Source organism: Psychrobacter sp. TWP2-1-2, from assembly GCF_049896785.1.
Lineage (GTDB): Bacteria > Pseudomonadota > Gammaproteobacteria > Pseudomonadales > Moraxellaceae > Psychrobacter.
The window spans coordinates 13,055-39,904 of sequence record NZ_JAFCVA010000017.1 but is presented as its reverse complement, the minus strand read 5'-3'; the positions used below and the strand labels follow the sequence as shown (position 1 = coordinate 39,904).

General features: G+C 43.0%; 23 protein-coding genes and 1 pseudogene. 13 read left to right on the top strand and 11 right to left on the bottom strand.

The window, feature by feature from the left end; translation table 11 throughout:
- Together ACP7AE_RS12575 and ACP7AE_RS12570 are read left to right on the top strand one after the other, a co-directional pair.
- Positions 1–104: pseudogene (locus tag ACP7AE_RS12575) on the top strand (IS5/IS1182 family transposase); the annotation flags it as partial.
- A 59-nt stretch (positions 105–163) separates the two neighbouring features.
- Complete coding sequence (locus tag ACP7AE_RS12570) at positions 164–961, top strand: enoyl-CoA hydratase/isomerase family protein (protein ID WP_055123862.1); 798 nt, start codon at positions 164–166, stop codon at positions 959–961.
- 125 nt (positions 962–1,086) lie between these two features.
- Here ACP7AE_RS12570 and ACP7AE_RS12565 read toward each other — a convergent pair whose 3' ends face one another.
- From ACP7AE_RS12565 to acnB, 3 genes are all read right to left on the bottom strand, one after another.
- A complete protein-coding gene (locus ACP7AE_RS12565; protein ID WP_426243435.1) occupies positions 1,087–1,530 on the bottom strand; it encodes a PACE efflux transporter in 444 nt (147 codons plus the stop codon).
- 220 nt (positions 1,531–1,750) lie between these two features.
- On the bottom strand, positions 1,751–2,323 hold the full coding sequence (locus ACP7AE_RS12560) for a hypothetical protein (protein WP_426243433.1): 573 nt from the start codon (positions 2,321–2,323) through the stop codon (positions 1,751–1,753).
- 312 nt (positions 2,324–2,635) lie between these two features.
- Positions 2,636–5,239 (bottom strand): bifunctional aconitate hydratase 2/2-methylisocitrate dehydratase, encoded by a 2,604-nt coding sequence (gene acnB, locus ACP7AE_RS12555; protein ID WP_055123861.1) that lies wholly within the window; start codon positions 5,237–5,239, stop codon positions 2,636–2,638.
- Positions 5,240–5,724: 485 nt separating this feature from the next.
- Here acnB and ACP7AE_RS12550 point away from each other — a divergent pair, with 485 nt between their 5' ends.
- Complete coding sequence (locus ACP7AE_RS12550) at positions 5,725–6,135, top strand: carboxymuconolactone decarboxylase family protein (protein ID WP_426243437.1); 411 nt, start codon at positions 5,725–5,727, stop codon at positions 6,133–6,135.
- Between the two features lie 174 nt (positions 6,136–6,309).
- Entirely contained in the window at positions 6,310–7,353 is a 1,044-nt protein-coding gene (gene lipA, locus ACP7AE_RS12545) for a lipoyl synthase (protein WP_055123860.1), read from the top strand.
- A 126-nt stretch (positions 7,354–7,479) separates the two neighbouring features.
- On the opposite strand, the gene ACP7AE_RS12540 is transcribed toward lipA, so the two are convergent.
- From ACP7AE_RS12540 to ACP7AE_RS12530, 3 genes are read right to left on the bottom strand one after another with little or no spacing between them, the layout of a single operon-like run.
- Positions 7,480–9,570 (bottom strand): TRAP transporter permease, encoded by a 2,091-nt coding sequence (locus ACP7AE_RS12540; RefSeq protein ID WP_426243431.1) that lies wholly within the window; start codon positions 9,568–9,570, stop codon positions 7,480–7,482.
- Complete coding sequence (locus ACP7AE_RS12535; protein ID WP_227676411.1) at positions 9,542–10,102, bottom strand: DUF1850 domain-containing protein; 561 nt, start codon at positions 10,100–10,102, stop codon at positions 9,542–9,544. The genes ACP7AE_RS12540 and ACP7AE_RS12535 overlap by 29 nt, the downstream gene beginning before the upstream one ends.
- Positions 10,083–11,102: a TAXI family TRAP transporter solute-binding subunit gene (locus ACP7AE_RS12530; RefSeq protein ID WP_238035008.1), complete on the bottom strand. Its 1,020-nt coding sequence runs from the start codon at positions 11,100–11,102 to the stop codon at positions 10,083–10,085. Before ACP7AE_RS12530 ends, ACP7AE_RS12535 begins: the two co-directional genes overlap by 20 nt.
- A 510-nt stretch (positions 11,103–11,612) precedes the next feature.
- Between ACP7AE_RS12530 and mtnP the strand changes: the two genes are divergently transcribed.
- The gene (gene mtnP / locus ACP7AE_RS12525; RefSeq protein WP_426243428.1) at positions 11,613–12,518 is read left to right on the top strand and encodes an S-methyl-5'-thioadenosine phosphorylase; all 906 of its coding nucleotides are present in this window, start codon (positions 11,613–11,615) and stop codon (positions 12,516–12,518) included.
- A 138-nt stretch (positions 12,519–12,656) separates the two neighbouring features.
- On the opposite strand, the gene ACP7AE_RS12520 is transcribed toward mtnP, so the two are convergent.
- From ACP7AE_RS12520 to arsS, 4 genes are read right to left on the bottom strand one after another with little or no spacing between them, the layout of a single operon-like run.
- The gene (locus ACP7AE_RS12520; RefSeq protein WP_426243426.1) at positions 12,657–13,277 is read right to left on the bottom strand and encodes a TIGR04282 family arsenosugar biosynthesis glycosyltransferase; all 621 of its coding nucleotides are present in this window, start codon (positions 13,275–13,277) and stop codon (positions 12,657–12,659) included.
- A gap of 34 nt (positions 13,278–13,311) precedes the next feature.
- Positions 13,312–14,031, bottom strand: coding sequence for a TIGR04283 family arsenosugar biosynthesis glycosyltransferase (locus ACP7AE_RS12515; RefSeq protein ID WP_201539942.1), 720 nt, complete (start codon positions 14,029–14,031; stop codon positions 13,312–13,314).
- A gap of 30 nt (positions 14,032–14,061) precedes the next feature.
- On the bottom strand, positions 14,062–14,910 hold the full coding sequence (locus ACP7AE_RS12510) for a DUF547 domain-containing protein (protein WP_426243424.1): 849 nt from the start codon (positions 14,908–14,910) through the stop codon (positions 14,062–14,064).
- 12 nt (positions 14,911–14,922) lie between these two features.
- Positions 14,923–15,921: an arsenosugar biosynthesis radical SAM (seleno)protein ArsS gene (gene arsS / locus ACP7AE_RS12505; protein ID WP_426243422.1), complete on the bottom strand. Its 999-nt coding sequence runs from the start codon at positions 15,919–15,921 to the stop codon at positions 14,923–14,925.
- Positions 15,922–16,457: 536 nt separating this feature from the next.
- Here arsS and ACP7AE_RS12500 point away from each other — a divergent pair.
- The 7 genes from ACP7AE_RS12500 (at position 16,458) to ACP7AE_RS12470 (ending at position 23,959) form a co-directional block, all read left to right on the top strand.
- Positions 16,458–18,191, top strand: a complete 1,734-nt coding sequence (locus tag ACP7AE_RS12500; protein WP_426243420.1) for an amidohydrolase — start codon at positions 16,458–16,460, stop codon at positions 18,189–18,191.
- Between the two features lie 135 nt (positions 18,192–18,326).
- Positions 18,327–19,283, top strand: coding sequence for an alpha/beta fold hydrolase (locus ACP7AE_RS12495; RefSeq protein WP_426243418.1), 957 nt, complete (start codon positions 18,327–18,329; stop codon positions 19,281–19,283).
- A gap of 143 nt (positions 19,284–19,426) precedes the next feature.
- On the top strand, positions 19,427–20,248 hold the full coding sequence (gene dapD, locus ACP7AE_RS12490; protein ID WP_193007586.1) for a 2,3,4,5-tetrahydropyridine-2,6-dicarboxylate N-succinyltransferase: 822 nt from the start codon (positions 19,427–19,429) through the stop codon (positions 20,246–20,248).
- Positions 20,249–20,489: 241 nt separating this feature from the next.
- Positions 20,490–21,221, top strand: coding sequence for a 7-carboxy-7-deazaguanine synthase QueE (gene queE / locus ACP7AE_RS12485; RefSeq protein WP_201539948.1), 732 nt, complete (start codon positions 20,490–20,492; stop codon positions 21,219–21,221).
- Between the two features lie 61 nt (positions 21,222–21,282).
- On the top strand, positions 21,283–22,437 hold the full coding sequence (locus ACP7AE_RS12480) for a multidrug resistance efflux transporter family protein (RefSeq protein WP_201539949.1): 1,155 nt from the start codon (positions 21,283–21,285) through the stop codon (positions 22,435–22,437).
- Positions 22,438–22,543: 106 nt separating this feature from the next.
- Positions 22,544–23,179: a trimeric intracellular cation channel family protein gene (locus ACP7AE_RS12475; protein ID WP_193007591.1), complete on the top strand. Its 636-nt coding sequence runs from the start codon at positions 22,544–22,546 to the stop codon at positions 23,177–23,179.
- A 114-nt stretch (positions 23,180–23,293) separates the two neighbouring features.
- Positions 23,294–23,959 carry a trimeric intracellular cation channel family protein gene (locus ACP7AE_RS12470; RefSeq protein ID WP_238034998.1) on the top strand — a complete coding sequence of 222 codons (666 nt, stop codon included), beginning with the start codon at positions 23,294–23,296 and terminating at the stop codon, positions 23,957–23,959.
- Between the two features lie 73 nt (positions 23,960–24,032).
- On the opposite strand, the gene recJ is transcribed toward ACP7AE_RS12470, so the two are convergent.
- Positions 24,033–25,862, bottom strand: a complete 1,830-nt coding sequence (gene recJ / locus ACP7AE_RS12465; protein ID WP_426243414.1) for a single-stranded-DNA-specific exonuclease RecJ — start codon at positions 25,860–25,862, stop codon at positions 24,033–24,035.
- 320 nt (positions 25,863–26,182) lie between these two features.
- Between recJ and ACP7AE_RS12460 the strand changes: the two genes are divergently transcribed.
- Positions 26,183–26,698, top strand: a complete 516-nt coding sequence (locus tag ACP7AE_RS12460; protein ID WP_055123847.1) for a hypothetical protein — start codon at positions 26,183–26,185, stop codon at positions 26,696–26,698.
- The last annotated feature ends 152 nt before the right edge of the window (positions 26,699–26,850 follow it).

The window sequence follows — 26,850 nt, the reverse complement described above, 5'->3', positions numbered from 1 at the left end:
TAAAGCACTTCCGTAGTATTGCGACTAGATACGAGAAATTGGCTCGTAATTATAAGTCTATGCTGTATCTAGCTTGTACTATGATTCATTGCAAACTGAATTAGGGACACGCCCTAGTGTTACCAAAAATGTTTTATAGAAAACTCAATTAAGGATATCAACCATGTCACACCCTCTCGTCGAATATCAAGTAGAAAACCATATCGCAACCATCACGATGAACGATCCCAAAACACTGAATGCCTTTAGCACAGTGCTCAAAGATGCCATGATGAATGCATTGACGAATGCAGATGAAGATAAAGACGTCAGAGTTATCATCCTGCAAGGCGCAGGCAATAACTTTTCAAGTGGCGGTCATATCGGTGAGATGTTAGAAAACGGCATGGAAAGCGAGGCGCTGTCGAATAAGCTAAATTTTATGGTTGGCGAAGTCGCTGAGATTAGCTTAAAGTTGCGTAATATTCATAAGCCTATTATCGCTAAATTAGAAGGCGCAGTGGCAGGTGCTGGCATGAACTTGGCACTGACTTGTGATTTTCGCATAGCCGCTGATAATGCCAAATTCGTGCAAGCCTTTGTCAATATCGGTCTAATACCAGATGCTGGCGGCATTTATTTACTGAATCAATTGATCGGTGTGGCAAAAACCACTGAGATGGTCATGCTTGGCGATAAACTCAAAGCGGAAGATATGGCACGCTTAAACTTGGTTAATGATGTGGTCAGTAGCGACGAGCTGGATGCTAGCGTATTGGCATTGGCAACGCGCCTGAGCAATCTGCCCGGAAAAGCATTGGCATCAATGAAGCATATGATTAATACGCACGCTTATATGGGTCTCAATGAAGCGCTCGATATGGAAGTGGATCAACAGACCATGCTTGCTAAAACGGATGATTTTAAAGAAGGTATTACCGCATTTATGGAAAAACGTAAGCCTGTTTATCAAGGTAAATAATAACCTGATCACACTCTTTTTTGCGCTATCATCAAAAAGGCTGCCTAATGGCAGCCTTTTTTTTAGGTCATACAATATCAAGAAAATTCCGTATTAAACATATCTTTAATTAACACTTCTAACTCTTAAGAATCAGAGGCTGTCTTATAGTGATGCGGTAAGCTAAATATCTTGTCAAAACCCAAGGTAAAGATAAAGGTATAAACCAAGAAAAATAGCAGTAACGCCGCCTCCATCATAAAGGCCTTGATTAAACCAACGTCATACCAAATCATATATAGCGGTAAGCAAATCAATACCAAGCCGCCTTCAAACCCTAATGCATGCGCACTGCGAATAAGTAAGGTGCGCTTTGCCACATGCTTACGACGTTCCCACGCTTCAAAAGCTGTATTGTATAAGAAGTTCCAAATCACTGCTGCCAATGACACCATCACAGCAACTGGTAATGATTCTGCCGCGTCGCTACCGCTGAGTTTCATCAATACAAAAGTAGAAGAAATAATAGCGATAAGCTCGAAAATAGTCACATAGACGATACGACGTTTGAGTGGGGATAAAGTAATCAACCAAAACTCCAGTGCACTTAAGCATAAACAAAAAGTGCCTATCAAAGTATCGGTCCGTCCCGAAATAGAAAAGATCGATTCAGTACAGAGCCACGGTTTCCGCCTGCCCTTATAGTATACATAAGGCACCATAAAAAACCAGACTGCCTATTCATAGAAGACTATAGAAAAACCCCGCATCATGACGATACGGGGTTTCCATTGCAGCAATTTAGTATACTTAACTTCTATCAATATCACAGTTTATTTTACCAAGAAATGCACGCTCTCGGTCAATATCAATTGATGTATTGTCAAATCCAAGCTCTTTACGAACTGCTACTCTTAGATCTACAATCGAATCAAGACTACCAACATCAAACATTATTTTTTTCAACTGTTCAATTACTTCTGAACTTTCACAAGTACAAGCTAGCTCATTAAAACATGAGCGTGCAGACTCAATACTTTCACGCTGCGGAACCATATTTTCTTTAGATACATTAGAGTATTCATAATTACTTAAAATAGCATTGGCTAAATCAAGAGCTTTTAAGCAAGCATTTCTTTTCATTATCCATACTTCATTCTTTTGATGTAACGACTCTGAAAGTTCAATCTTAAATTTTTCAAGTTCCACTAAATATTCAGATTTCACGCTTTCTATTTCTCTAGTTATTTCCTTTATATCTTCCTTAGTAGCAAGGTTTTTTCCTTTTTCCGAAGAATAATAAAACAAATATTTCCTAAACATAAATAAGCTCGCAATACCTAGTAAAGATAGTATCTGCAGTACAACTATAATTTCGTTCATATGACCTACTCTTGTTATTTGTAACTAAAATTTTTATATACGTACTCTGATTCTCTATCAATATAATTTAAATTATTTTTGGAATCAACTAAGAGAAAATACTATACGTCAACTTATGTCGCACTATATTGAAATCCTATAAACAATTACTTGAGAATATTTTATTACAAAACTATATTAGTCTATAAAATCTTATACGGACTTACTAATAAAGAAATAATGTCATATTAATAAACCAAAAAACCCCGCATCATCACGATACGGGGTTTATTTTTAGAACTTAAAAACGTTTAACTTAAGCTTGAACCAATACTAGGTCAATTGAGCAACGTTAATTTTGTCAGCTTCTTCAGTATAAGAATCCATACGATCGAAGTTCATGTACTGATACACTTCTTCGCCCATGCTATCCAGCATACCAGCGTACTGCTGATATTCTTCGTTGGTTGGCAATTTACCAAGTACCGCTGCTACGGCTGCAAGCTCTGCAGAAGCTAGGTATACGTTAGCACCTTGACCTAGACGGTTTGGGAAGTTACGAGTTGACGTCGATACCGCCGTAGATTTCGGTGCGATACGTGCTTGGTTACCCATACATAGTGAACAACCTGGCATCTCAGTACGAGCGCCTGCTTGAGCGTAGATATTGTAGTAACCTTCTTCCATCAACTGACGCGCATCCATCTTAGTCGGCGGCGCAATCCATAGACGAGTTTTCAAACTACCTGCTGGTACGTCTTGTAGCAGTTTACCCGCAGCGCGGAAATGACCAATGTTGGTCATACATGAACCAATGAACACTTCATCAATGGTATCGCCAGCGACATCAGCCAATGTTTTTGCATCGTCTGGATCGTTCGGGCAGCAAAGGATAGGCTCTTTGATAGTGCTCATATCGATAGTCATATCGATGGCGTATTCAGCATCAGCATCAGCGCGTAATAGGCTTGGGTTCGCTAGCCATTCTTGCATCTGCTCGATACGACGGCTGATAGTACGCGCATCGCCATAGCCTTCTGAGATCATCCATTTTAGAAGGGTAATGTTTGAGTTTAAGTACTCAGTCACTGACGCTTCAGACAAAGTGATGGTACAACCAGCAGCACTACGCTCAGCTGAGGCATCAGATAACTCAAATGCTTGCTCAGCGGTCAAGTCTTCTAGACCTTCGATTTCAAGAATACGACCATTGAACTCGTTGATTTTGCCTTTCTTATCAACGGTCAATAGACCTTCTTTAATCGCTTGATAAGGAATCGCATGTACTAGGTCACGTAGCGTGATACCAGCCTGACGTTCGCCAACGAAGCGTACACGGACAGATTCAGGCATATCAAGTGGCATAACACCAGTCGCTGCTGCGAATGCTACTAAACCAGAACCTGCTGGGAATGAGATACCCATTGGGAAACGCGTATGCGAGTCACCACCAGTACCAACGGTATCTGGAAGTAGCATACGGTTCAACCAGCTATGAATGATACCATCACCAGGACGTAAGCTTACGCCGCCACGGTTCATGATAAAGTCAGGTAGTGTGTGCTGAGTTTCAACGTCAACTGGCTTTGGATAAGCGGCAGTGTGACAGAATGACTGCATTACTAAGTCTGCTTGGAAACCTAGGCAAGCCAAATCTTTTAGCTCATCACGAGTCATCGGACCAGTAGTATCCTGCGATCCTACAGTCGTCATTTTAGGCTCACAGTACATGCCCGGACGTACGCCTTCTAGACCACAAGCTTTACCGACCATTTTTTGCGCTAGGGTAAAGCCTTTACCCGTATCAACTGGCTCTTCTGGCTTAGCAAAGATATCTGAATGTCCAAGACCCATGTATGCGCGAGCACGATTGGTCAAACCACGACCAACGATCAATGGAATACGACCGCCAGCACGAACTTCATCAAGCAATGTTGGTGAGTTCAATTTGAATGTAGACAATACTTCATCAGAATCATGCTTAGTGATTTTGCCTTCATAAGGATAGATGTCAAACACATCACCCATGTTTAGGTTATCAACGGCTACTTTTTCGATTGGCAATGCGCCAGAATCTTCCATGGTGTTAAAGAAGATAGGTGCAATATTGTTACCAAGTACTAGACCGCCGCCACGTTTGTTTGGCACGTTAGGGATATCATCGCCCATGAGCCACAATACTGAGTTGGTTGCAGACTTACGGCTAGAGCCTGTACCTACCACGTCACCAACATAAGCGAGTGGATGGCCTTTTTCTTTTAATGCTTCGATTTGCTTCATTGGACCGACAACGCCCTCTTCGTCAGCAGTGATGCCGTCGCGAGAGTTTTTGTGCATGGCTAATGAATGCAATGGGATATCAGGGCGGCTCCACGCATCTTGCGCAGGCGACAAGTCATCGGTGTTGGTTTCGCCAGTCACTTTAAACGTCGTGTAAGTGGTCTTTTCTGGTACAGCATCACGGTTCAAGAACCATTCAGCGTCAGCCCAAGATTGAACCACTTCTTTAGCGATAGCATTGCCCGCTTCTGCTTTTTCAGTCACGTCATTGAACGCGTCAAATACCAGTAACGTCTTTTTCAACGCTTCAGCAGCGTCTTGTGCCACTTCCGCGTCATCCAGTGCCGCAACCAATGGCTGAACGTTATAGCCACCTTGCATCGTGCCTAGGATTTGAACCGCTTTTTGCTTGCTAATAAGTGGTGAAGAGGTTTCACCCTTAAGGATCGCTGCTAAAAACGCCGCTTTAACGTATGCCGCTTGGTCAACGCCAGCAGGAATACGGTTTTCTAGCAGGTTCATCAAGAACGCATCTTCGCCTGCTGGTGGATTCTTTAGTAGTTCGACCAACTCTGCTACTTGTTTTTCATTCAGTGGTAGCGGAACCGTTCCTAGCTCAGCACGTTCTTCGACATGTTTACGATAAGCTTCTAACACAATAGTCGTCCTCGTCAGTTGGGGGTATTAGTACATTACGTGGGTAGTCAGCATGACCGCCTGCGTCTATATACTAGATGAAATAATTATTGGTGCAATCATAGCTTAAAACGCCCTAAATGTTAATGGCTCAGCCTTTAAAAGGCTCATAAAGCGATTATAAAGGGGTCATATTGAACATTTATTATATAAATAGTACCATCAACAATATGATTGAGCAGCCTTGCACAATCGATATATAGCTTGTCATTTTAGTCAAGCACCGCTCGATTTATGAGTAAATACATACGCTGTGACTGCTAGACGCTTTATAGGATATTATTTGATAAAATATCATCTTGATACGATAGCTTAGAGAAAATATCACTTAGAAAAATAACGCTTGAAAAAACAGCTTTTATTAACCATATACTAAATGAATAAACATTAAGGATGATGATATGGATAGTAGTGCAATGCAAAACAAAAATAGAGAAAACAGCGATATGGAAAACAGCCATATAAAGAGCAACTCTAATTATCAAAACGGTCTAAAAGTTCGCACCGAGGTAATGGGTGAGCAACATGTCAAACGTTCACTGGATAGCGCGACTGGATTTACCCAACCATTACAAGACTGGATTATCGAACACGCTTGGGGCAGCACATGGCAAGATGACTCAGTATTGCCGCGCAAATATCGCTCATTAATCACCATTGCTTTTTTAATTGCGCAAAAAAGTCCAACTGAGCTAAAAGGGCACATTCGAGGTGCCATCAATAATGGCGCAAGTGTCGCTGAGATTCGAGAAGTATTAATGCACAGCTTGCCTTATTGCGGGGCACCTGCCACTCAAGAAGCGTTTCGTGCTGCCATAGAAACCCTGAATGAGTTGGATATTGATATAGATATTTAAAACTACGGTTGCAAGACAAACCATAGTAGCCTTAATGATCCACCTCAAAATGATCAGTTAAACATTATTCATTGAAAATTAGCCCCTAAGTTTCTGCTATAATGTCCTCACTCACAACACATTCTAATAATTCCATAAACCCTTATACTATAAAGGGTTAAGAGATACTTTATTATGACAACTGCCGTACAAACACATGTGCCTGCTGCTAAGGTCAAACCTAAAAAAGCCATTCAAGGCGAAAAGCTACGTGGCTACGATAAAGTTGCCCGTATCCCAATTAAAGTGATTCCGACCATCGAGGCCAAGAAAAAGCCAGATTGGATTCGGGTTAAAATGTCCTCGCCTGCTGAAGTAGCTCGTATCAAAGCCACCTTGCGTGAGCAAAAGCTATACACGGTTTGTGAGGAAGCGGCCTGCCCTAACCTGCCGCAGTGCTTCGCTGATGGCACCGCGACCTTTATGATTATGGGTGATATCTGTACCCGTCGCTGTCCGTTCTGTGACGTCGGTCATGGTCGTCCTAATGAGCTAGATGCAGATGAGCCGCGTCACACTGCCGAGACTATTTTAGGTTTGCAGCTTAAGTATGCGGTAATCACCTCTGTGGATCGTGACGATCTAAAAGATGGCGGCGCGATGCATTTCGTTGAAGTGCTCAATGAATCTCGCGCACTTAGCCCGAATTGCCTCATTGAAATATTAGTACCAGATTTCCGTGGTCGTATGGATATCGCGCTAGACTTGCTTACTGAAACACCGCCCGATGTCTTTAACCATAACATCGAAACCGTGCCTCGTTTATATAAAGCCTTCCGCCCAGGCTCTGACTATCAGCATTCGTTAGATTTGCTCAAACTCTATAAAGAGCGTCGCCCTGATATCGCGACCAAGTGCGGTTTTATGGTTGGCCTTGGTGAAACTGAAGAAGAGATTTATGCTTTGCTTGATGACCTAAAAGCACATAACGTGGATATGATTACGGTTGGTCAGTATTTGCAACCCAGTAAAAACCACGCGCCTGTCGATCGTTACGTCCATCCAGACGAGTTCCAGCGTTATATGGATTATGGTAAAAAAATCGGTTTCTTTAACATTTGGGCAGGCCCAATGGTACGCTCAAGCTACTTTGCCGATCGTCAATATTACGGCGAAGACTGCCCTGCACCGATTCGTAGCAAAAAAGCATTGGCAGCAGAAGGCAAACTTGGCTGCTAAGTGTCGGGGTTTAATGAGCTAATGCTTAAAAATTAAGTTGAGCATGTAAAAAGGGTGAAGAACATCTTATGTTATTCACCCTTTTTTTAGCTTTGATGAATTATTAAAACCTTCAACCGCAACGCCTTAAATGGTTAAAGTTGGCGTTGGCTCGCCACTATTTCTAGTATTAAAGATGGCGATAGCAATAACGATCACGCCACCCACTAGACCAGTCGTTATTCCAGGATAGATTAACAGCAAAGCTCCGATTGCCAAAATAACGCGTGTTACTGGGCTCATATCGCTTTTAAAATAACCCTCTAATGCCGCACTAAGTGCGAGAACACCCGTAATCGACGTCAATACTACCGTGATAATATCGATAATAGGTGGTAGCGGGAAGTCCTTAGCAGTTACTGCAAGCCCAGTAGGATCAATCATTAACATCGCTGGACTATAGATAAACATAAACGGCACGATAAATCCGGCGAGTGCCAGTTTGAGCGATAAAAATCCTGTCTTCATCGGATCGCCACCAGATATACCCGCACCAGCAAAGGCTGCCAGACACACAGGCGGTGTAATATTAGCAAAGATACCAAAGTAAAAAACAAACATATGCGCTGATAAAATTGGAATATCAAAGCCAGCTAAGGCTGGTGCTGCCATCGTTGCTGTAATAATATAGGCAGGAATAGACGGCAGTCCCATGCCCAATACCATCGAGGCAAGCATGGTCAAAATGAGCGTGAAAAATAATGACCCTGCACCAAGTGTGACAATTGATGAGGTCATCACTGTTCCAAAGCTGGTTAGACTCACGACTCCGATGATAATACCGACGACTGCACAGGCAGCCATTACCGCGAGCGACTGGCGTGCGCCATCTTCTAATGCACCCAAAATGTCAGAGAAACCCATCCTAGTCTCTTTACGCAGCATACTGACCAAGACAGTAAAACCAATGGTATAAGCCGCTGCATATCCGACGGGCACGTTTCTGATTAATAAGAAAATCAAAAATACAATCGGTAGCAGCATATGACCTCGGGCTTTTAACACTTCTTTCACGGCTGGCAAGCTTTCTTTAGCGATACCTTTTAGATCACGACGACCAGCGCGAAAATGCACCTGAGCAATGACGCCCAGATAATACAATATCGCTGGCAATAAGGCCGCCAACGCAATTGTGCTATACGGCAAGCCTGTTGTCTCCGCCATGATAAAGGCACTCGCACCCATAATCGGCGGTAATATTTGCCCGCCAACAGAGGCACTTGCCTCAACGGCACCGGCAAAATCTTTGTGGTAACCAACCTTTTTCATGAGCGGAATGGTAAAGGCACCAGTACTGACGACGTTTGACAAAGCAGAGCCATTAATACTGCCCATAAAACCACTAGAAATCACCGCTACTTTTGCCGGACCTCCCTTTTTATGACCAGCGATGGCCAATGCCAAATCATTAAACAGTTGTCCCATTCCCGAGCGGGCTAAGAATGCACCAAAAAGAATGAATAAGAAGATAAAAGTGACCGATGCACCAATCGCAACAGAGTATAAGCCTTCGGTTTTTAGGAATAATTGACCAAAGATATCACCCATGTCATAAGGACGCGTTAGTAACCGGTCTGGCATAAAATCCAAATGGCTGACAAACGGATACGCCAAAAATATCCCTGCCAATATCGGTAAAATCCAACCTGTGATACGGCGACTGCCTTCTAATACGCAGACCACTGTAATCAGCGAAAATATCACATCCATCTGATTGGCCATACCGCCACGTGAGGTCACGATATCTTGATATTCATATATCAGATAGCCCATTCCAGACAATGACAGGGCAAACCATATCCAGTCATACCATGCGACGCGCTGACGGCTGCTTTTTTTGCTCGCTGGAAAAATTAAGAAAATTAAGGCAAAACCAATACCCACGTGTACAGAGCGCTGTAGCAGCGCTGGCATGGGATTAAAGGTGATATATAAATGAAACAGTGAATATAAAATGCAAAGTCCAGCGATAAAATACTTCACTGGTCCTTGAGTGATGTGCCGTGTAATGGATTCTCTATCATACTTTTCTAATATGGCTTTATTGTGGGCTTGCGCCTCGAGTTCAGCGTCGACCTGAGTATCAGCATCCGTGTTGGAATGTATAGGCAAGTCGTTATTGATATGGTTATCTGACATCGTTGTCACATTATTGTGATCCATCACTTGGGAGTTCATGACACAAATCCTTGTTAAATCTATCAATGAAACCATACGTTTTCGGCATGATCGTTACTTCAGAATAGTCTGGCACCCAGCGATGAATGAGCATCTGGTAGTTACCATAGTCAATCTCACCTTTGGTAAGCCGTGAGACCACCCAATTAAGCTTAGGCAATTTCTCATTGATTTGATAACCCAGATAGTCAGGTTTTTGTATCGTAGCAAGCGCTTCGGTTGAGGGTGTGCCCGCCCCAAAAGCTTCAAAATAAGTGGTGGTCAGCAGCAATTCAGCGTCTTCTGTACTGCTGCTGTCTATACGTTGGTATTGCTCTTCCCACCATTGTTTTTCTACAGAGTGTATCCAGCGCAATTGAAAATTTGGCTCGACAAAGTAGCAAACTTTATCATTAGCACCATCAACGCCTGCGACACGCACTTCCACCACAGGCTGACGGACAAAGAGATGCCATAGCGTAAAAAAAACCAGCGCGGCAATGCCTGCCACGCCAATTAATAACCCTAATCGCTTATTTAGCTGCTTGCTCATCATAGTACTTTTTAGCGCCAGGATGGATAGGAGCGACCATACCTTCACGAGCGGTTGCTAAGCTAATATCATTGGCCGCTTGGTGCGCTGTTTTTAGACCGTCTAAATTGTCAAATAATGCTTTGGTCAGCTTGTAACCATCTGCTTCAGACAACTCAGAGCTAACCAATAGAGCATTCATGATTGCTGCGGTTGGAATCGCGGCGTCATTGCCATAAGTGCCAGCAGGAATCTCAAAGGTCTTAAAGTAAGGCTTGGTTGCGATGATTTCTTTTAGCTTGTCTTGATTGATGGTGATTAACTGTAAGTCTAGACCCTGCTCTAGCTCCATCAATGAAGAGTTTGGCAGGCCACTACTAAAGAAAGCCGCTTCAATTTTACCCGCTTTCATACCGTCCGCTGCTTCCGCAAAGCCTAAATAATCAACGGTAACGTCATCATATGTGATACCAAACCCTTCTAATAGCGTCCGAGCATTTACTTCTGTGCCAGAGCCTTGATCGCCCACAGCGATGCGCTTACCACGTAAGTCTTCAATATTTTTGATGCCAGATTTTTTGGTGGTGACAATTTGCACCACATTAGGGTACAAGACTGCAATCTGTTGGATGTTGGTTATTGGCTTATCAAAGTTGTTTTTGCCTTCGACCGCGTCGGTGACTACATCACTAAGCGCCAATACCATATCAACTTTACCTTGGGTCAATAGATTGACATTTTCGACTGAAGCCCCAGTAGTTTGTGTTTTTGAGTTGACCCCAAAGGTTTTGACATAGACTTCTGATAATGAAGTGCCGATGATGTTATAAGGGCCAGATGCTCCGCCAGTGGCGATGGTAAGAAACTTGGTGTCCAGCTTGTCGGCGGCAGTGTCAGTAGCAGCGCTATCTGTTGCCGTACTGTCTGTACTTTCTGAACTTGGTGATGAGCATGCTGTCAGACCTAAAGTGGCGCTTAACATTGCTGATAAAAGTAACGGAGATTTTAGAGAGTTGAGCATTGAATTCATCCTTGAAATAATCGAGTTAGTACACTTAACGACATCAATATATCAATAGTGATGCGTTACAGACCTGTAATAATATAGCAATTCTTGCTATAAATAAACTGCCATCCAGATTCCCTCTACACTCACACTTTGTATGCGAAGCTATTTAAGTAAAGGAGCAGCCGTTCTTATAATGAATCAACAGCCAAATAAAGTTTTGCTATGCGGAACAATGTTTCATTAGACAATTCATTTAACCAAAGTCTGTGTCTATTGTAAACCTTTATAATCATCTAAATACAAACGAGGTTATTTGACCAAAAAATACTGATATAAAATGACTAGATGCTAGCTCTTAATGCATTTTTACCATACTGTAGGCTTGATTATATTTTATATATAAACCCTAAGCGGTTGTCTTGTAAGTCAGCTGACTTAAAGTAGAGCCCGTCTAAATTTGCAAATTCGTCACCACATATCTTGGCACCGTTATCTGTTACTCTAAAAATAGGGAAAACCTTTATGACAATATCTAGTGTAGAAAAGTCAGCGGCAGTATCGGTATCGGTATCTGCCTATATCGCCATCATTGGCGGTAGTGGTCTTTATCAGATGCAAGATTTAACCAATAAACGTAGTGTCAGCATATCGACGCCTTACGGCAAACCCTCTGATGATATTGTCTTAGGTGAATTAAATGGCATAAAGGTCGCCTTTCTAACTCGTCATGGTCAAGGTCATAAGTTCACCCCTTCCGAAGTGCCTTATCGTGCCAATATTTATGCCCTCAAAACTTTGGGCGTACGCTACGTCATTTCGGTATCGGCAGTGGGGTCGCTAAGAGAAGCGCTTAAACCCTTAGATATGATCATTCCCAATCAAATGATCGATATGACTAAGCATAGAAACAGCAGTTTTTTTGGGGAAGGTGCAGTGGCACACGTCGCGATGGCTGATCCTTTATGTCCTAAAGTAGCGGATGTTCTAACGCGTGCTTATACTCAGGCGCAGATAGCCGAAGGTCAATGTCATGCAAAAGCCACTTATATCTGTATCGAAGGGCCGCAGTTTTCCACTCGTGCAGAGTCACACTGGTATCGGCAGATGCAAGCGGACATCATCGGTATGACCAATATGCCAGAGGCTAAGCTTGCACGTGAAGCGAGTATGGCTTACGCGACGCTAGCATTGATCACAGATTTTGATAGTTGGCATCCTACCGAAGAAGCCGTTAGTGCAGACTATGCCATAAGAAACCTAATAAAAAATGCTGAAAACGCTCAAGCAGTGATTAAGCAAGCGGTCGCCCTACTAGCTGCTGAACGACCTAAATCAATTGCTCATAATGCTTTAGCACAAGCGTTAGTCACGCCAGTAGAGGCGATGAGTGAAGAGACTAAAACCAGACTTTCAGCATTATTGCCTTAACGATACCAATTTGTGATTATCGAAAAGCCATCGAACTATAATCAACCTAATAGGGTCAACAAAATAGCTCGATGGCTTTTTCATACCTAAAAATCTCAAATGATAAGACGTTACCAATTTTTAGTTCTCAATAAACTTTTAATCATCAAGCCAATCTTCAGGTAAATACGGTAAATCTTCAGGCTCATCGATATCAGGCAAAGGCGCTAACAACTTTACAGACCAGCTCAATTCTACCAAGCGCTGTTGAGTAACCTTTGCTACGCTCGCCGTACTCCATTCGATAGTGCTAAATAAACGAGCAGCAACTTGCTTAAAACCAAACAGTGCATAGCCACCATCAAAAGCGGGAATCATCACGCTATCTTGTGTTTCTAACTGCTGGGCAGCCTGTCGAATACGAATGGTTGTAAGACTCGGACAGTCCGTACCTATCAAGATAACGTGCTCGAAACGTGCTAATGCTTGCTGACTGGCGGTTAACATACGCAAACCCAAATCACCATCTGCTTGCGCTGACCATCGCAGCGAGTCAGGCAAACCAAGCGTTTGCCAGCATGGATCGCTTGGCGCAGGGCTGACACACAGCTCAATGCTAAAGCCCGTGGCCACAGCTTGCTCGATACTATGTAAAAGTAATTGCCGTGCCATTCTCGCTGCACCTTCAATACCAAGAGCTGGCTGCAAGCGCGTTTTTGCCATGCCCTGTGCGGGGAACTTGGCGAAAAGAATAATGCAAGTTTGTTGGTTTTGATTCATGGTAAGAGCTTATTCTTTGTAAGAGCTTATTCTTTTATTTATAATAACGCGCTTTGATATTATCAGCTGATACGCCGCGCCAATAATCAAAACGTAGATGCCACATCAAAATAATCGTCCGCCAAGTGCCATGCTGTTGCCAACGTCTTGCCGATGTGATGACTTTACTTTTTAAACAAGCAGGTTTAGCAATAACTTTTAGCTGTTTGCAAAGCTCGACATCTTCCATCAACGCTTGGTTAGGATAATTACCAATTCGCTCAAATAAAAACTGGCTAATAAAAATAGCTTGGTCACCTGTCGCGATTCCGCTCAACCGTGAGCGCCAATTAATCATTTGACTGACCAATCGCAGTGTCGGTTGACGACTATCTATTTGCACATCAAAACGTCCCCACTCTGCCCGTTTCATCGCTTCAGAAACACTCTCTATAGCATCCATTGGCAATTTCGTATCGGCGTGCAAAAATAGTAATACATCGCTAGTTGCTAACGCTGCGCCTGTATTCATTTGCAGCGCGCGCCCTGCTTTAGACTCAGTCATTTGCCAATCAATTTTACGATCATTATCGGGTATTAATTTATTAATAAAACTGCGGATTATGCCAATAGAATCATCGTTTGAACCACCATCGACCAATATCACTTGCTGCGGGTTTGGCTTTAGCTTGTTGATATTATCAAGCAATAAAGGCAAATTATTTGCCTCATTGAGTACTGGAATAATGATAGAAATCGTCGCAATAGCTGTCATAGTTAGCAGTACTCTTACTTGTTGTTACCATTATTTCTTATTAAGGCTCCAATTATAATCGGTATAGCCAATCTTCATTTTTCCTGCTTTTAGCTCAGCCGTTTGCGACTTGTTAAGCCCTAAAGACGAGCTGTAACGAGCCAAAAACCCTTCTAAATCGTTAGTACCGCGCCAGTTAGTTTCAAAGTCTTCTTTATACCATTTAAAAATTGGCGATATCTCTAACGTATTACCTTTGAGACGGTTGCGACTGCTATCCGCGAGGAATTTACTCGTCACTTGCTCTAATTGTTTATCTAATTTACTCCCTGTAAAAGCATCATTTAATAGCGCAGGACAGCCGATGCTCGCACAGTTCACTGCAAAGTGAATACGTGGTTCGTTATAGCGTTTAGAGCCACGGATTAGATTGTGCTCGATGTCATCAAGCGAACGCTTCTTGTCTAATAGCATGACGAAATCCTGTTTCCATGGCGAACCAAATATACCGCCAATATCTTTAATCGACTTGATGTTAGGATATTTAGTCAAGACTAGCTCTACAGTGCCAGCGTTATAGACGTTGATCAAAAATGCCAATTGCTCATCTTTACTCCAAGCGTTAAATTCCGACTGGCTGATTTTACCAGTCGCCGCCATGTAGCTATCAAGTTTGCTTTGATCCGCTTTCATACCGTTGTAATTAACGACTGAGGCTTTGCCACCATTGGTCATGGTGACGTTTTTATTCAGTAAACTATCCCAAGTGCTGTGATTAAAATCCGCATAACTTGCCATACTGGCTAACAGGATAGAAGTGGTCACTGCCGTTTTGATTAATAAACCACTGCTTAAAAAAAGGCTTTTACTATTAAGTCTTGTACTATTAAATACTGACATGATTGACTCCGGTTAAATCGAGGATATTTCTTCTATCGTCTGATCTGTTGTCTCTTCTTCTAACGCACCACCGCAGCTACTTCCTTGCCCTGCCGTACAGCCATAGCAATGATCTGCAATAGCAATGTCATCGCCAGCAGGATTTTGTGTTAATAAATCGCTTAGATGCCGACGGGACTTATTGGGCACTGGAATCTCTAATTGCTGGTTAAAGTCACAATCAAATAACTCTCCTAACCAATTAACACTGATGGTCGATCGGCACATGACTTCGGTTAAATTGGCGGCCACGTAATTGGCTTTGAGCAAATCCATATAGGGATGGAATTGGTTTTTAGCCAATAGCACCGCACCAAAACGCTGAATGGGCATATTGGTCAAGGCAAATAAATGATGAAATTCGATATCAAAATGCGCTTTTAACTCGCGCTTATAATCCGCTTCAAGCTGCTGTTGATTGGGCGGCAGCGTGGCACCTTGCGGGTTATAAACGAGGTTGAGCGTTAAGTTTGAACCCACTTTGCCGTAGCCAAGCACATTGAGCTTATGCAATCCCAATATACTGTCATCAAATGCGCCTTTACCGCGTTGCTTATCGACATTTTCTAATGAATAACATGGCAGAGAAGCCACCACTTCGACCGCATTGTCTGCCAAAAACTGTGCCATGTCCTCAAAGCCTTCTTCCATCAGGATAGTCAGATTACAGCGATCAATTACTGTTACACCCAAGGCACGTGCGGCTGTAACCAAATACTTAAAGTCTTCGTGCATCTCAGGCGCACCGCCCGTTAAATCAAGCGTCTCGATATTTTTTGCTTGCAAGACTTCTAGAATCAACTCAACCAGCTCACGCGACATCATCTCTGTGCGGTAAGGACTGGCAGCCACATGACAATGCACACAAGACATATTGCATAAGTAACCCATATTGACCTGTAGCGTGGTTAACTCACGACGTTTGATCGCTGGGAAATCCGTGTGCTCGAGTAATTCGATAGTTGATTTCATAATGGTATAAAACCCCGTTGGTAGCACCTCTAAAGCAAGAAGAATAACGCAAAAATAAAAGATTAAAAAAATAATAATTTCCACGCAAGCAATTGCTTTTTATGACTATTTCATAAAATTATCATCTTATTTTTAGCCTTATCACTTTACGATTTATCTAATTAATCATACCTGATTGTGAAACGGTATTGACAACTAATATCGTGATTTTCATCTTTTATGCCAAATGAGCATGACGTCTCGTAGGATGTCATACAGCACTTCTCAATTTGGCTTTTAAGATACTATATTCGGCAGCTTTATAGATCGACCTTCTCATCCAATTGGCAATACCACAGTTGTCAATGCAAAACTCTTAAATAGCATTGACCGCACAAGGCTTTATCGCTAAATTGGTTGCAACATTCCTATCTTTTAAAACAACAGTCACTGATAAAATATAAATACTTTTAGAATATAGAAAGCCCACCACGTACCAATGCTTATGACACACGGATGTAAGCATCAAATCACCTTTTAAGGATAACGTAATGAATATGAGCACATTACTAAAACCAACTGTACTGAGCATTGGATTAATGAGTGTCATAGGTTGCACTACCATGCAGACCGCGCCCAAGGATATGAGCAACTCAGCAACTGTCTATTACAATGGCAACATCATCACGATGGAGGGCGATCAGCCACAAATGGCTGAAGCCTTAGTCACTCAAGCGGGCAAGATTGCCTATGTGGGCAATTTACAAGAGGCACAATCGAAATATAAAAATGCCGCGCAGATTAATCTACAAGATAAAACCTTATTACCCAGCTTTATCGATCCGCACAGTCATTTTGATATGGTGTCGAACACCATGGGTCAGGTCAATCTCAACCCGCCGCCCATCGGTCAAGTCGATAGTATTCCCAAAATGATGCAAACGCTAAAAGATTATAAAGTGGACAATAACATTGCTGATGGCGATTGGATATTTGGTTGGGGTTATGATGAAACTCAGCTCGCCGAGGGGCGTCATCCGACCAAAAGCGAGATTGATAAAGTATTGCCGAACAATCCAGTGTATTTACAACACACAAGTGGTCACATGGGCGTGGCAAATAGCAAGGCGCTGGCTATGATGAACATCACTGCTGACAGTAAAAATCCAGCAGGCGGTAATATTGCTCGAATTAAAGGATCTAATGAACCAAACGGTCTCGTACAAGAAACGGCGATGTATCCGTTCGTGCGCAATATGCTAGAAGTGTTAGCGCCGAATCAAGGCAAATTCTTTGAGCAGACGCAAGATTATTATGCAAAGAACGGTATAACGACGGCACACAATGGCTCAACGGCTCGAAACACTATTCAGTTTTTTCAAAAACAAGCCGATGCAGGCAAACTTAAAATTGACTTGGTCGCACTAGCAGGAGTGAGTGACTTAGATGAGAATTTGGCTGATAAAAACTTCGTATGGAAAACCTATAAAAACGGTTTTAAAGTACAGGGTACCAAAATCGTTGCAGATGGCTCGCCACAAGGCAAGACCGCCTATTTTAGCCAACCTTATCTCACACCAGTTCCAGATTGTGAAAAGGACTGCCGCGGTTTACCAAGTGTCAGCCAAGATGAGCTGAACGAGATGTTTGTCAAAGCCTATGCTCGTGACAATCAGCTCTTTATCCATAATAATGGTGATGGCGCAACCGATATGCTCATCAAGGCACACGAGTATGCGGTCAAAAAGACTGGTCAAGCAGCTGATAAAGATCGCCGTACTGTGCCCATTCATGCTCAATTTGCCCGACCTGATCAGCTTGCCGCATTCAAAAAATACAATATGGTGCCGTCCTTCTTTACCAACCATACTTACTTTTGGGGAGACGTTCACGTTAAAAACTTAGGTAAAAAACGTGCCGACTTTTCAAGCCCGATTGCCACTGCTGATAGTATGGGACTTAGATACACCAATCACTCTGATGACACAGTGACACCTGTTGACCCGCTATTTACAGTCTGGTCGGCAGTCAATCGCACTTCGCGCTCAGGTAAAATCATTGGTAAAAATGAGCGAGCGACGCCGTACCAAGCGTTAAAAGCCATTACCAGCAATGCCGCTTATGAGTATTTTGAAGAAGACAGCAAAGGCACTTTGACGCCAGGGAAACTGGCTGATTTGGTTATCTTGGATGCCAACCCATTAACCATAGAGGCAAGCAAGCTCAAAGACATCAAAGTCATCACAACCATTAAAGAAGGTCAAACGATTTACCAACGTCCAGTACAATAGTTCATGGCAAGCGCCGTATAATAAGCCAAATTTTAGCAGGCGATTTCAAATCATCATGCCTGCTATTCATTAAGATGATGAACCATTAAAGCTATTTATTAAAAACATTCATTAAAACTGTTTAAGGAACCCTATATGAGTACCAACACCGATACAGGTAACGACCACATTCTCTCTTCCGATAATATTCATTACTTGCATCATGATTTTTTTGAACCAAGCCATGAAAACACAGCGGTAAAAGCCACGTTACTGATTGTCCACGGTATGGCAGAGCATAGCGGACGTTACGCAGACTTCGCTCAGTTTTTAGCGGATAATAGTATCGCAGTGGCAACTTATGACCATCTTGGTCACGGACAAACCGTCAAAACATCAGCAGATTTAGGTTTTTTTGGTGAAGAGCATCCAGTACAGTCCCTGCTAAAAGACGTCATTGTCATGGCAGATAGCTTAAAAAACCGCCATCCTGACGTGCCTCACTTTGTAATGGGTCATTCTATGGGCTCGTTTATTGTGCGTAATGTCCTAAAGCACCATGCACACAATTTTACAGGTGCTATTTTGATGGGTACAGCAGATGCCAACCCCTTGACTAAAGTGCTACTCCCAGTCAATAAAGTACTGGCAAAAGTAGCACCCAAAAAACCAAATGCAATGTTTGCCAAGGTGATGAATAAAGTCTTGAATAGTAAGCTTGAAGATCGCATCTCTTCATCAGAATTTGCGTGGTTAACTGAAAATCCTGCCGCCATTGAAGCCTATGAAGCAGATCCATTGACGGGCTTTGATTTCACCAATAATGGCTTTATGACACTATTCTTTCTGATGGAAACTGGCTTAAACAAAGGCTGGGCAATGACTATTCCAAAAAACTTCCCGATGCTATTTATCAGCGGCGAAGATGATCCTATCGGAGATATGGGCAACGGCATTCGCAAAATTGTCACGCGCTTAAACAAGCAAAATTTCAGTCAAGTAGATATCCAACTCTATCCAAACATGCGTCATGAGCCTTTGCATGAAAAAGACCACCAAACCGTTTATAAAGACATCTTAGAATGGATAGAAAGCCATAGCTCAGACAATTAACAGCAGCGCTTATCTTGGCGGTTAACTCGTTTGCTAAAAGTCGCCAAATTAGCGACAATACGGCAAGCAAGTTTTTACGCCAAGTCATGCGAGTTATTTCACGATAATATATGCTTTACCTTCCACTAACTTTAGGAACCTTTATGTCATTACAACAAACCATCGAACAAGCCTTTGAAAAACGCAACGAATACAGCCCAAGCACGATGCCACAGGACGTGCGTGATGCTATTAATCAAGTGCTTGAGCAACTAGATAACGGCACATTGCGCGTTGCAGAAAAAAAGGATGGCGAATGGGTCGTCAATCAGTGGGCGAAAAAAGCGGTACTACTGTCTTTCCGTCTGAACGACAACTACGTCCAAGCTGCTGGCGAACATGTGCAATTCTATGACAAAGTTCCGACTAAGTTTGCCAACTGGACAGAAGCGCAGTTCAAAGAAGCTGGCGTACGCGTTGTACCACCAGCCGTTGCTCGTAAAGGCTCTTTCATCGCAGCAGGTGCGGTATTGATGCCGTCGTATGTCAACATCGGCGCGTATGTCGATCAAGGCGCGATGGTAGATACGTGGGCGACCGTGGGTTCATGTGCCCAAATTGGTAAAAATGTACATTTATCAGGTGGCGTTGGTATCGGCGGCGTATTAGAGCCATTACAAGCGAATCCAACAATTATTGAGGACAACTGCTTCATCGGTGCACGTTCTGAAATCGTTGAAGGCGTAATTGTCGAAGAAGGCGCTGTTATCTCGATGGGTGTATTTATTGGTCAATCAACGCGCATTTATGATCGCGAAACTGGTGAGATTCATCGTGGCCGTGTACCAGCAGGCTCTGTTGTCGTACCGGGTAGCTTGCCATCAGAAGATGGTACGCATAGCTTATATGCTGCTATCATCGTCAAAAAAGTCGATGCACAAACCCGCGCTAAAACATCAGTCAATGAGCTATTGCGTTTAGCCTAGTATTTCCAATACTTAGAGTCTCGTACCCAAACCGTACGGACAGCGACAGATCCTCCTTATTAAAGACGCTGAAGAAAACTTCAGCGTCTTTTTTGCAGCTTAATAGAGGGTGGTGCGTTATAATCCCTTTTTTTGGTTTGGCTTTATCCAAACGCAAAACGCCCATACCAGAACCTGCCTTTTTATTACGATTGATAAATGCCTCATCCCATTAGCAATCTTTAACTGTATTTGACATATTATGAGTGAATCACTATTACGCACCGCCGCCATTCCTGTCACTGACCCTGAAGCGGGTCTACGTTTGACAGAAATCTTTTATTCTTTGCAAGGTGAAGCGCTAACCTCAGGCTTGCCAACGATATTTGTACGCTTGACTGGCTGTCCACTTCGCTGTGTCTATTGCGATACTGAATACGCCTTTACTGGCGGCGAGCGGCAGTCGCTAGAAACCATTATAGAGACCATCAAAAGCTATCCTTGCAAGCGTATTTGTCTGACTGGCGGCGAGCCTTTAGCTCAGCCGAACGCCATTGAACTGATGAAGCGCTTACTGAGCGACGGTTATGAAATCTCGCTTGAAACCGCAGGCGCGCTCACGGTAGCAAACGTGCCAAAAGCGGTCAGTAAAGTCATGGATCTCAAAACGCCAAGCTCAGGCGAAGTCGATAAGAATCTATGGTCAAACCTAACTCACCTCACTCAGCATGACCAAATCAAGTTTGTCATCATGAACCGTACTGATTACGACTGGGCAAAAGCCATGTTGATCGAGCATGAGCTAAACGATTTGGTCGGAACGGTTTGGTTCTCTCCGATGTTTAATGTCGCAGAGGATATCGACGAAGAAGTCAGCCCCGATGTACCTGTGTTGGCGCGCGAACTTGCAGAATGGATGTTGGCTGACGCGCTGCCCGTACGCTTCCAATTGCAACTGCATAAAATCATCTGGGCAGATGCTAAAGGCAAATAATAGTCTAATTATCTAAACGGATATTCAATATAAATAGCGACCCAAGGATAGGAATATAGGTATGGTCAAACTCATTTTATTGGGCTTATTATCGGGGGCATTTTTTAGCTCGACGTTTGTCTTAAACGAAGTTATGAGTGCTGCTGGTGGGCATTGGTTTTGGTCAGCTAGCCTTCGCTATGCATTTATGTGGCTAATACTCACGGCTATTATAATTATGCAGCATGGTTTTGGGCGTATTACAGAGCTGATGACTATATTCCGTCAACATTGGGGCTTTTGGTGTATTACGGGCAGTATTGGTTTTGGAATTTTTTATACAGGAATATGCTACGCGGCTGATCATGTCGCAGGCTGGGTAGTCGCTGCGACCTTTATGTTTACCGTGGTCGCAAGTCTACTCGTTTTGCTAGCATTCGGACAACGTTTTGATAAAAAATTCATTGCATATGCGTTATTAGTATTTGCTGGTGTGGTACTGGTCAATATCAGTGAAGGACTGCATGCTGCTTCTTTGCTAGATGCTGATGCAGTGCCTATGAAAGATATGCTGCTTTATGGTGCCGTGCCTGCCCTAATAGCCGCCTTTAGCTATCCCATTGGTAACCAGTTGGTTTGGCAGGTATCTTACAATGCGCGCAAGCGTAGTGCCGAGCCTACCAGCACTCAAAAAAGTGATATTCAAGCCAACGAGATTAGTAAAAAAACAACCTCACTTATTACAGAAGCACCTGCGTTGTCAGCTGATATGACTTATACGGCGGACGCGGTCGATTCCTTAAACCTTAACCACTCTGCTCAAACCTTACCGAGCTCTTTGCTGCAAACTTTAATCGCACGTATACCTGCTATCAAAACCACCCTCCTACAAAATGCCTTTAACAAAGTATGGTTAATGACCTTGGGCAGTCTGCCATTTTGGTTGGTTTTGGGTCTTGTCGTTCATCCGGATTTGCCTGATACTAAGCAGGTATTCAATACCTTACTTGTGGCTCTATTGGCAGGCGTGGCGGCAACCAGCATCTTTTTATATGCCCGTGAAAAAGCGGAAACTTCAAGCGAAGTGGCTGGGGTTGATGCCACTCAGGCAAGTGAAGTGATATTTGCCTTAATTGGCGGTATGCTATTGCTCAATAATACCCTGCCATCAGCGATGGGCTTAATAGGTATTGCTCTGATTATCATTGGGCTTATTCTATTTGCAAAAGATGGCTAAACTACTATCTAAAATTAGGTTAACTCTATTTAAATTATTGATATAAACAACTTCAAAACCAGCACAGCCAATCTATTTTGATGGCCATTATATTGGTAATATAATCATGGTTAATGATTTAATTTTTCCTGATATTTTATTATATTTATTAGATATGGTTGGTGTGATTGCTTGTGCGATCGCAGGTACACTGCTGGCACAGCACAAAGGCTTTGATATTGCTGGCTGTATCTTGGTTGCGATGGTCAATGCTATCGGCGGCGGTACACTACGCGATATGGCGCTAGATCGTCATCCATTATTTTGGATGACTGACCTCAATTATGTGATCGTCATCACAGTGACATCGCTTATTTTACAAATATTCTTTCATCTGTATCATAAGATTGATAAGGCATTGAAGCTGTTTGATGCCATTGGGTTGGCGGCTTTTAGCGTGATTGGTTTTAAGATAGCATTGACACAAGATATGTCAGCTATTATCGCTATTATGATGGGGGTTTGGACGGCTATTATTGGTGGTCTGCTACGCGATATCATCTGTAATGAGATACCACTGTTACTTCAACGCGAGATTTATATCTCTGCTAGTATTGTAGGTTCGATCACTTATCTGCTGCTTGATCGTTTGGGTGTAAATGCTGGGTTGAACGAGTTTGTTATGCTGGGCGTTATCTTTGCTGTACGGATGCTAGCATTACGTTTTGATTGGCACCTGCCTTCTATACGTTTGGTGAAATAAGACCGATATATATATGGTTTAAACATTAGGGCGTGTCCTCAATTCAATCGTTTACTTTCTAAATGGGCTAAAAATAATCAGACAATCATCATACACACTTAGTGAGACTTGCTCATGCTGGCTATCGCATTGAACCCTTCAGCACTAATCACTACGTTTGACCCACGCTCTCTCATTTATCTTTTTGATATGATTGGTATTATCGCTTGTAGTATTTCAGGCACGATACTGGCAAAACACAAAAATTTCGATGTTTTTGGTTGTTTACTGGTGTCTATTGTCACCGCTATCGGTGGCGGCACTGTGCGTGATGTCATTTTAGATCGACATCCCCTATTTTGGATGGTGGATATGAGCTACCTGACTGTTATCACCCTCTCTTCATTAGTGATGCAAATATTCTTTCATCCCAACTCTAAACGCGTTAATAAGTTCCTCAAACTCTCAGATACTATTGGACTGTCAGTTTTTACCTTAATCGGTATCAAGGTTGCCGATAGTATGGGTGCAAATGTGCCCGTGGCATTATTACTTGGGGTGATTACCATTATTGTCGGCGGCATCATCCGCGATATGATCTGCAATGAGATTCCGCTGGTGTTGCAGCAAGAGATTTATATTTCGGCAGCTTTGGCTGGCGGCATCCTCTATTTTGCACTACACAATCTGGGTGTGACAGCTTGGATTGCTGACATCGCTACTATGAGTACGATTTTTACCTTACGCATGCTCGCCATTCGTTATGACTGGCAGTTTCCAACCATCGAATGGAAATACTAAAAAAGCGTCAACCTTAAACAAAGTCGACGCTATATTTGCTACTGGTTGAGTATCTTATAATAAGATAATGCCATCATTCCTGTACGACTGCTAAATCCCTTACCATCAACTGTAGACTTTGTTTGCCATTCCACTCGTTGATGTCTAGCTGAAATAATACATGCACTTTTTCTGCACGATAATCCCATATCTCGCTATCAAAGTTAAAATAAATTGCTTCGATTGGATATTGCACATCTGGATAGCGTAGCGATAATTTTAGATGCTTGTCCTTTAGAACTTTAAAACTTAGTACTTCAAATACACCATCAAATATCGGCGGTGCAAAGCCGTGACCCCAAACACTCGCATCAGCCAAGTGTTCAGCAAACCACAAGCTAAAGTCACTCGCCTGCAACGCGCCATCAGTGAATTTTTGCTCAGCAAACACTTCATTATCCATCTGTGCCATGACGTCATTAAAAGCCATAACAAACCCATCAAAGTTACGACGTTTGATCGTTAAGCCTGCTGCCATTGCATGACCACCAAAATGACTGATTAAATCAGGATGGCGCTCGGCAACCTGCTCAATCGCATCACGAATGTGCACGCCAGCGATAGAACGCGCCGAGCCTTTGATAAGGTCATCGTCACTGGTACGCTTTGTATCCGCGGGCGCAAAGACGATACTTGGCAAATAATGACTTTCTTTTAACCGTCCAGCGACGATGCCGATGACGCCTTGATGCCAATCATCTTGGTATAAAACGATACTGCGTTTATGATTATTATTCGTCTTTTTCTCAGATCTATTTTGAACAATGATATCGCCGCTTTCACGGTTATCCGCCGTAGCCTCATCGTCCATGTCTGTATCCGCAGCGGCTAATGTCTGTACGATGTTATCCGCTTGCGCGCGCATCTCACCTTCTACCTGCCGACGCGTCCGGTTTAACTGCTCAAGCTCTTGCGCCAAAAGCTGCGCCGTACTCCAGTCATCTGTCAACAAACACTCAATACCGATGCGCATATTGTCCATACGACCAGCGGCATTGATACGAGGTCCTAAGACAAACCCAAAATCTTGTGCCTGCAACTGCTTAGGATCTCGCCCTGCTTGTTCAAGGAGTGCCAAGATACCGAGCGAGCAGCGCCCTTGGCGGATAGCCGCCAGTCCATGATGCACTAAAATGCGATTGTTTTTATCAAGCACCCCAACGTCAGCAATCGTCCCTAATGCCACCAAATCCAAATATTGACTCACTTGCACGGTAGATTTACCGGCTTCGCGGCGCAGCTTAGCCAAGCGTCCAAGCACATAAAATGCCACGCCCACTCCTACGAGCGCTTTACTGCTAAAGTGGCAATCGAGCTGATTGGGATTAACCACAGCCTCCGCAGGCGGTGTTTCTTTAGTCGTCAAATGATGATCAGTAATAATCACGGTGATACCATCGGCTTGCGCACGAGCCACGCCTTCATGGCTTGAGATACCATTATCGACGGTCACTATCACCTCAGGATGATACTTCTCAATACCCAATTCAACAATTTCTGGTGTCAAACCATAGCCGTACTTAAAACGGTCGGGCACTAAAAAGTCAACGACTGCGCCCATTTTTGTGAGCGCACGCATCATTAATGCGGTACTGGTCGCACCATCACAGTCAAAATCACCCACGATAAGGATGCGCTGACCGTCATCGATGGCGACGTCTAATAGACGCACTGCTTCGGTGACACCATGCAGCATTTCGGCTGGCAATAGCGCAGAGAGTTGCGTCTCTAGCTCATCAGGCTGAGTAATACCGCGACCTGCATACAGGCGGGCAAGCGTCAATGATTGGGCGGCAAGTGGTTGCAGCGCGGCGGGCAACTCGTCGATGCGAGTGCTGGTATAACGGGGGGTTAAATTTAGCATGTGCATATTCTACTGGCTTTGGCAGAGGGTCACAATGACAATTTTTGGCGGCTTGGTTTATTGTTTTTTGTTGCAGTACATTGTGATAAACCATATTTTAATACTAGCATAGAGCAAATAATTCATACTCTATGCATATAATATGCATAATATTTCATTTACAAAAACGGTGTATAGCGACTGCATTTTTCTGCATTTTGCTACAAAGCAATGATTGTATGCCGCTCAGAAATCCATAAAATGGTAAACAACTGAGATACTTGCTATCTATTGAGATTTTTTATTTGATTTTTTATTTTAACCATTTATAAGGATGCTTTATGAAAACCACACCACTGGCTGAAAAACTACCAAATACCATTGACCCTAGCTTAGATCTCGAACAAGTAAAAAAGGAATGTCAAAAGCTGGTTAAAAAACGCGCCAAATATTCTGCTGGTGTTGCCATCGTTCCTGTACCATTTTTTGATGTTGCAGTAGATGCAGGTATGCTGACTCAACTATTACCTGACATTAGCGAACGATTTGGCTTACTTGAAGACCGTAAGGCGGCAGTTGATTTAGAATCACGAGCCATTCATTGGGGCGCATTAAAAGATCGTACTGTCGATTTTGCAGGGTTGATGGCGACACGTGGTATTGTTAAAAAGACCGTACAAGGCTTTGGTGGTCGTATCGCTGCCAAACAAGTAACGAAATTTATTCCATTAGGGGGTCAAATGGTTGCTGCTACAATGGGCTATATGATTTTCAAAAAAATCGCCAATGACCACATCAATGAGTGCTACAAGCTCGCAAAAGACATTCAGCAAAAGCAACACGGTAAAAATGTCTAAAACAGTTAAAAAACTGACATCAACTTTATAAAATAAAACCAGCTAAGAGCCATTGCCTTAGCTGGTTTTTTTGTGCTGAGCTACGCATATATGGGTTTGAATTGGCTGCTTTGTGCAGAATGCTATTTAGCTAAATAGCATTAACAGTGGAA

Excerpts from the sequence above, each read along its gene's own strand:
- ACP7AE_RS12570 (WP_055123862.1), top strand. The coding sequence starts at position 164 with ATGTCACACCCTCTCGTCGAATATCAAGTAGAAAACCATATCGCAACC.
- ACP7AE_RS12560 (WP_426243433.1), bottom strand. The coding sequence starts at position 2,323 with ATGAACGAAATTATAGTTGTACTGCAGATACTATCTTTACTAGGTATT.
- ACP7AE_RS12550 (WP_426243437.1), top strand. The coding sequence starts at position 5,725 with ATGGAAAACAGCCATATAAAGAGCAACTCTAATTATCAAAACGGTCTA.
- lipA (WP_055123860.1), top strand. The coding sequence starts at position 6,310 with ATGACAACTGCCGTACAAACACATGTGCCTGCTGCTAAGGTCAAACCT.
- ACP7AE_RS12540 (WP_426243431.1), bottom strand. The coding sequence starts at position 9,570 with ATGAACTCCCAAGTGATGGATCACAATAATGTGACAACGATGTCAGAT.
- ACP7AE_RS12535 (WP_227676411.1), bottom strand. The coding sequence starts at position 10,102 with ATGAGCAAGCAGCTAAATAAGCGATTAGGGTTATTAATTGGCGTGGCA.
- ACP7AE_RS12530 (WP_238035008.1), bottom strand. The coding sequence starts at position 11,102 with ATGCTCAACTCTCTAAAATCTCCGTTACTTTTATCAGCAATGTTAAGC.
- mtnP (WP_426243428.1), top strand. The coding sequence starts at position 11,613 with ATGACAATATCTAGTGTAGAAAAGTCAGCGGCAGTATCGGTATCGGTA.
- ACP7AE_RS12520 (WP_426243426.1), bottom strand. The coding sequence starts at position 13,277 with ATGAATCAAAACCAACAAACTTGCATTATTCTTTTCGCCAAGTTCCCC.
- ACP7AE_RS12515 (WP_201539942.1), bottom strand. The coding sequence starts at position 14,031 with ATGACAGCTATTGCGACGATTTCTATCATTATTCCAGTACTCAATGAG.
- ACP7AE_RS12510 (WP_426243424.1), bottom strand. The coding sequence starts at position 14,910 with ATGTCAGTATTTAATAGTACAAGACTTAATAGTAAAAGCCTTTTTTTA.
- arsS (WP_426243422.1), bottom strand. The coding sequence starts at position 15,921 with ATGAAATCAACTATCGAATTACTCGAGCACACGGATTTCCCAGCGATC.
- ACP7AE_RS12500 (WP_426243420.1), top strand. The coding sequence starts at position 16,458 with ATGAGCACATTACTAAAACCAACTGTACTGAGCATTGGATTAATGAGT.
- ACP7AE_RS12495 (WP_426243418.1), top strand. The coding sequence starts at position 18,327 with ATGAGTACCAACACCGATACAGGTAACGACCACATTCTCTCTTCCGAT.
- dapD (WP_193007586.1), top strand. The coding sequence starts at position 19,427 with ATGTCATTACAACAAACCATCGAACAAGCCTTTGAAAAACGCAACGAA.
- queE (WP_201539948.1), top strand. The coding sequence starts at position 20,490 with ATGAGTGAATCACTATTACGCACCGCCGCCATTCCTGTCACTGACCCT.
- ACP7AE_RS12480 (WP_201539949.1), top strand. The coding sequence starts at position 21,283 with ATGGTCAAACTCATTTTATTGGGCTTATTATCGGGGGCATTTTTTAGC.
- ACP7AE_RS12475 (WP_193007591.1), top strand. The coding sequence starts at position 22,544 with ATGGTTAATGATTTAATTTTTCCTGATATTTTATTATATTTATTAGAT.
- ACP7AE_RS12470 (WP_238034998.1), top strand. The coding sequence starts at position 23,294 with ATGCTGGCTATCGCATTGAACCCTTCAGCACTAATCACTACGTTTGAC.
- recJ (WP_426243414.1), bottom strand. The coding sequence starts at position 25,862 with ATGCTAAATTTAACCCCCCGTTATACCAGCACTCGCATCGACGAGTTG.
- ACP7AE_RS12460 (WP_055123847.1), top strand. The coding sequence starts at position 26,183 with ATGAAAACCACACCACTGGCTGAAAAACTACCAAATACCATTGACCCT.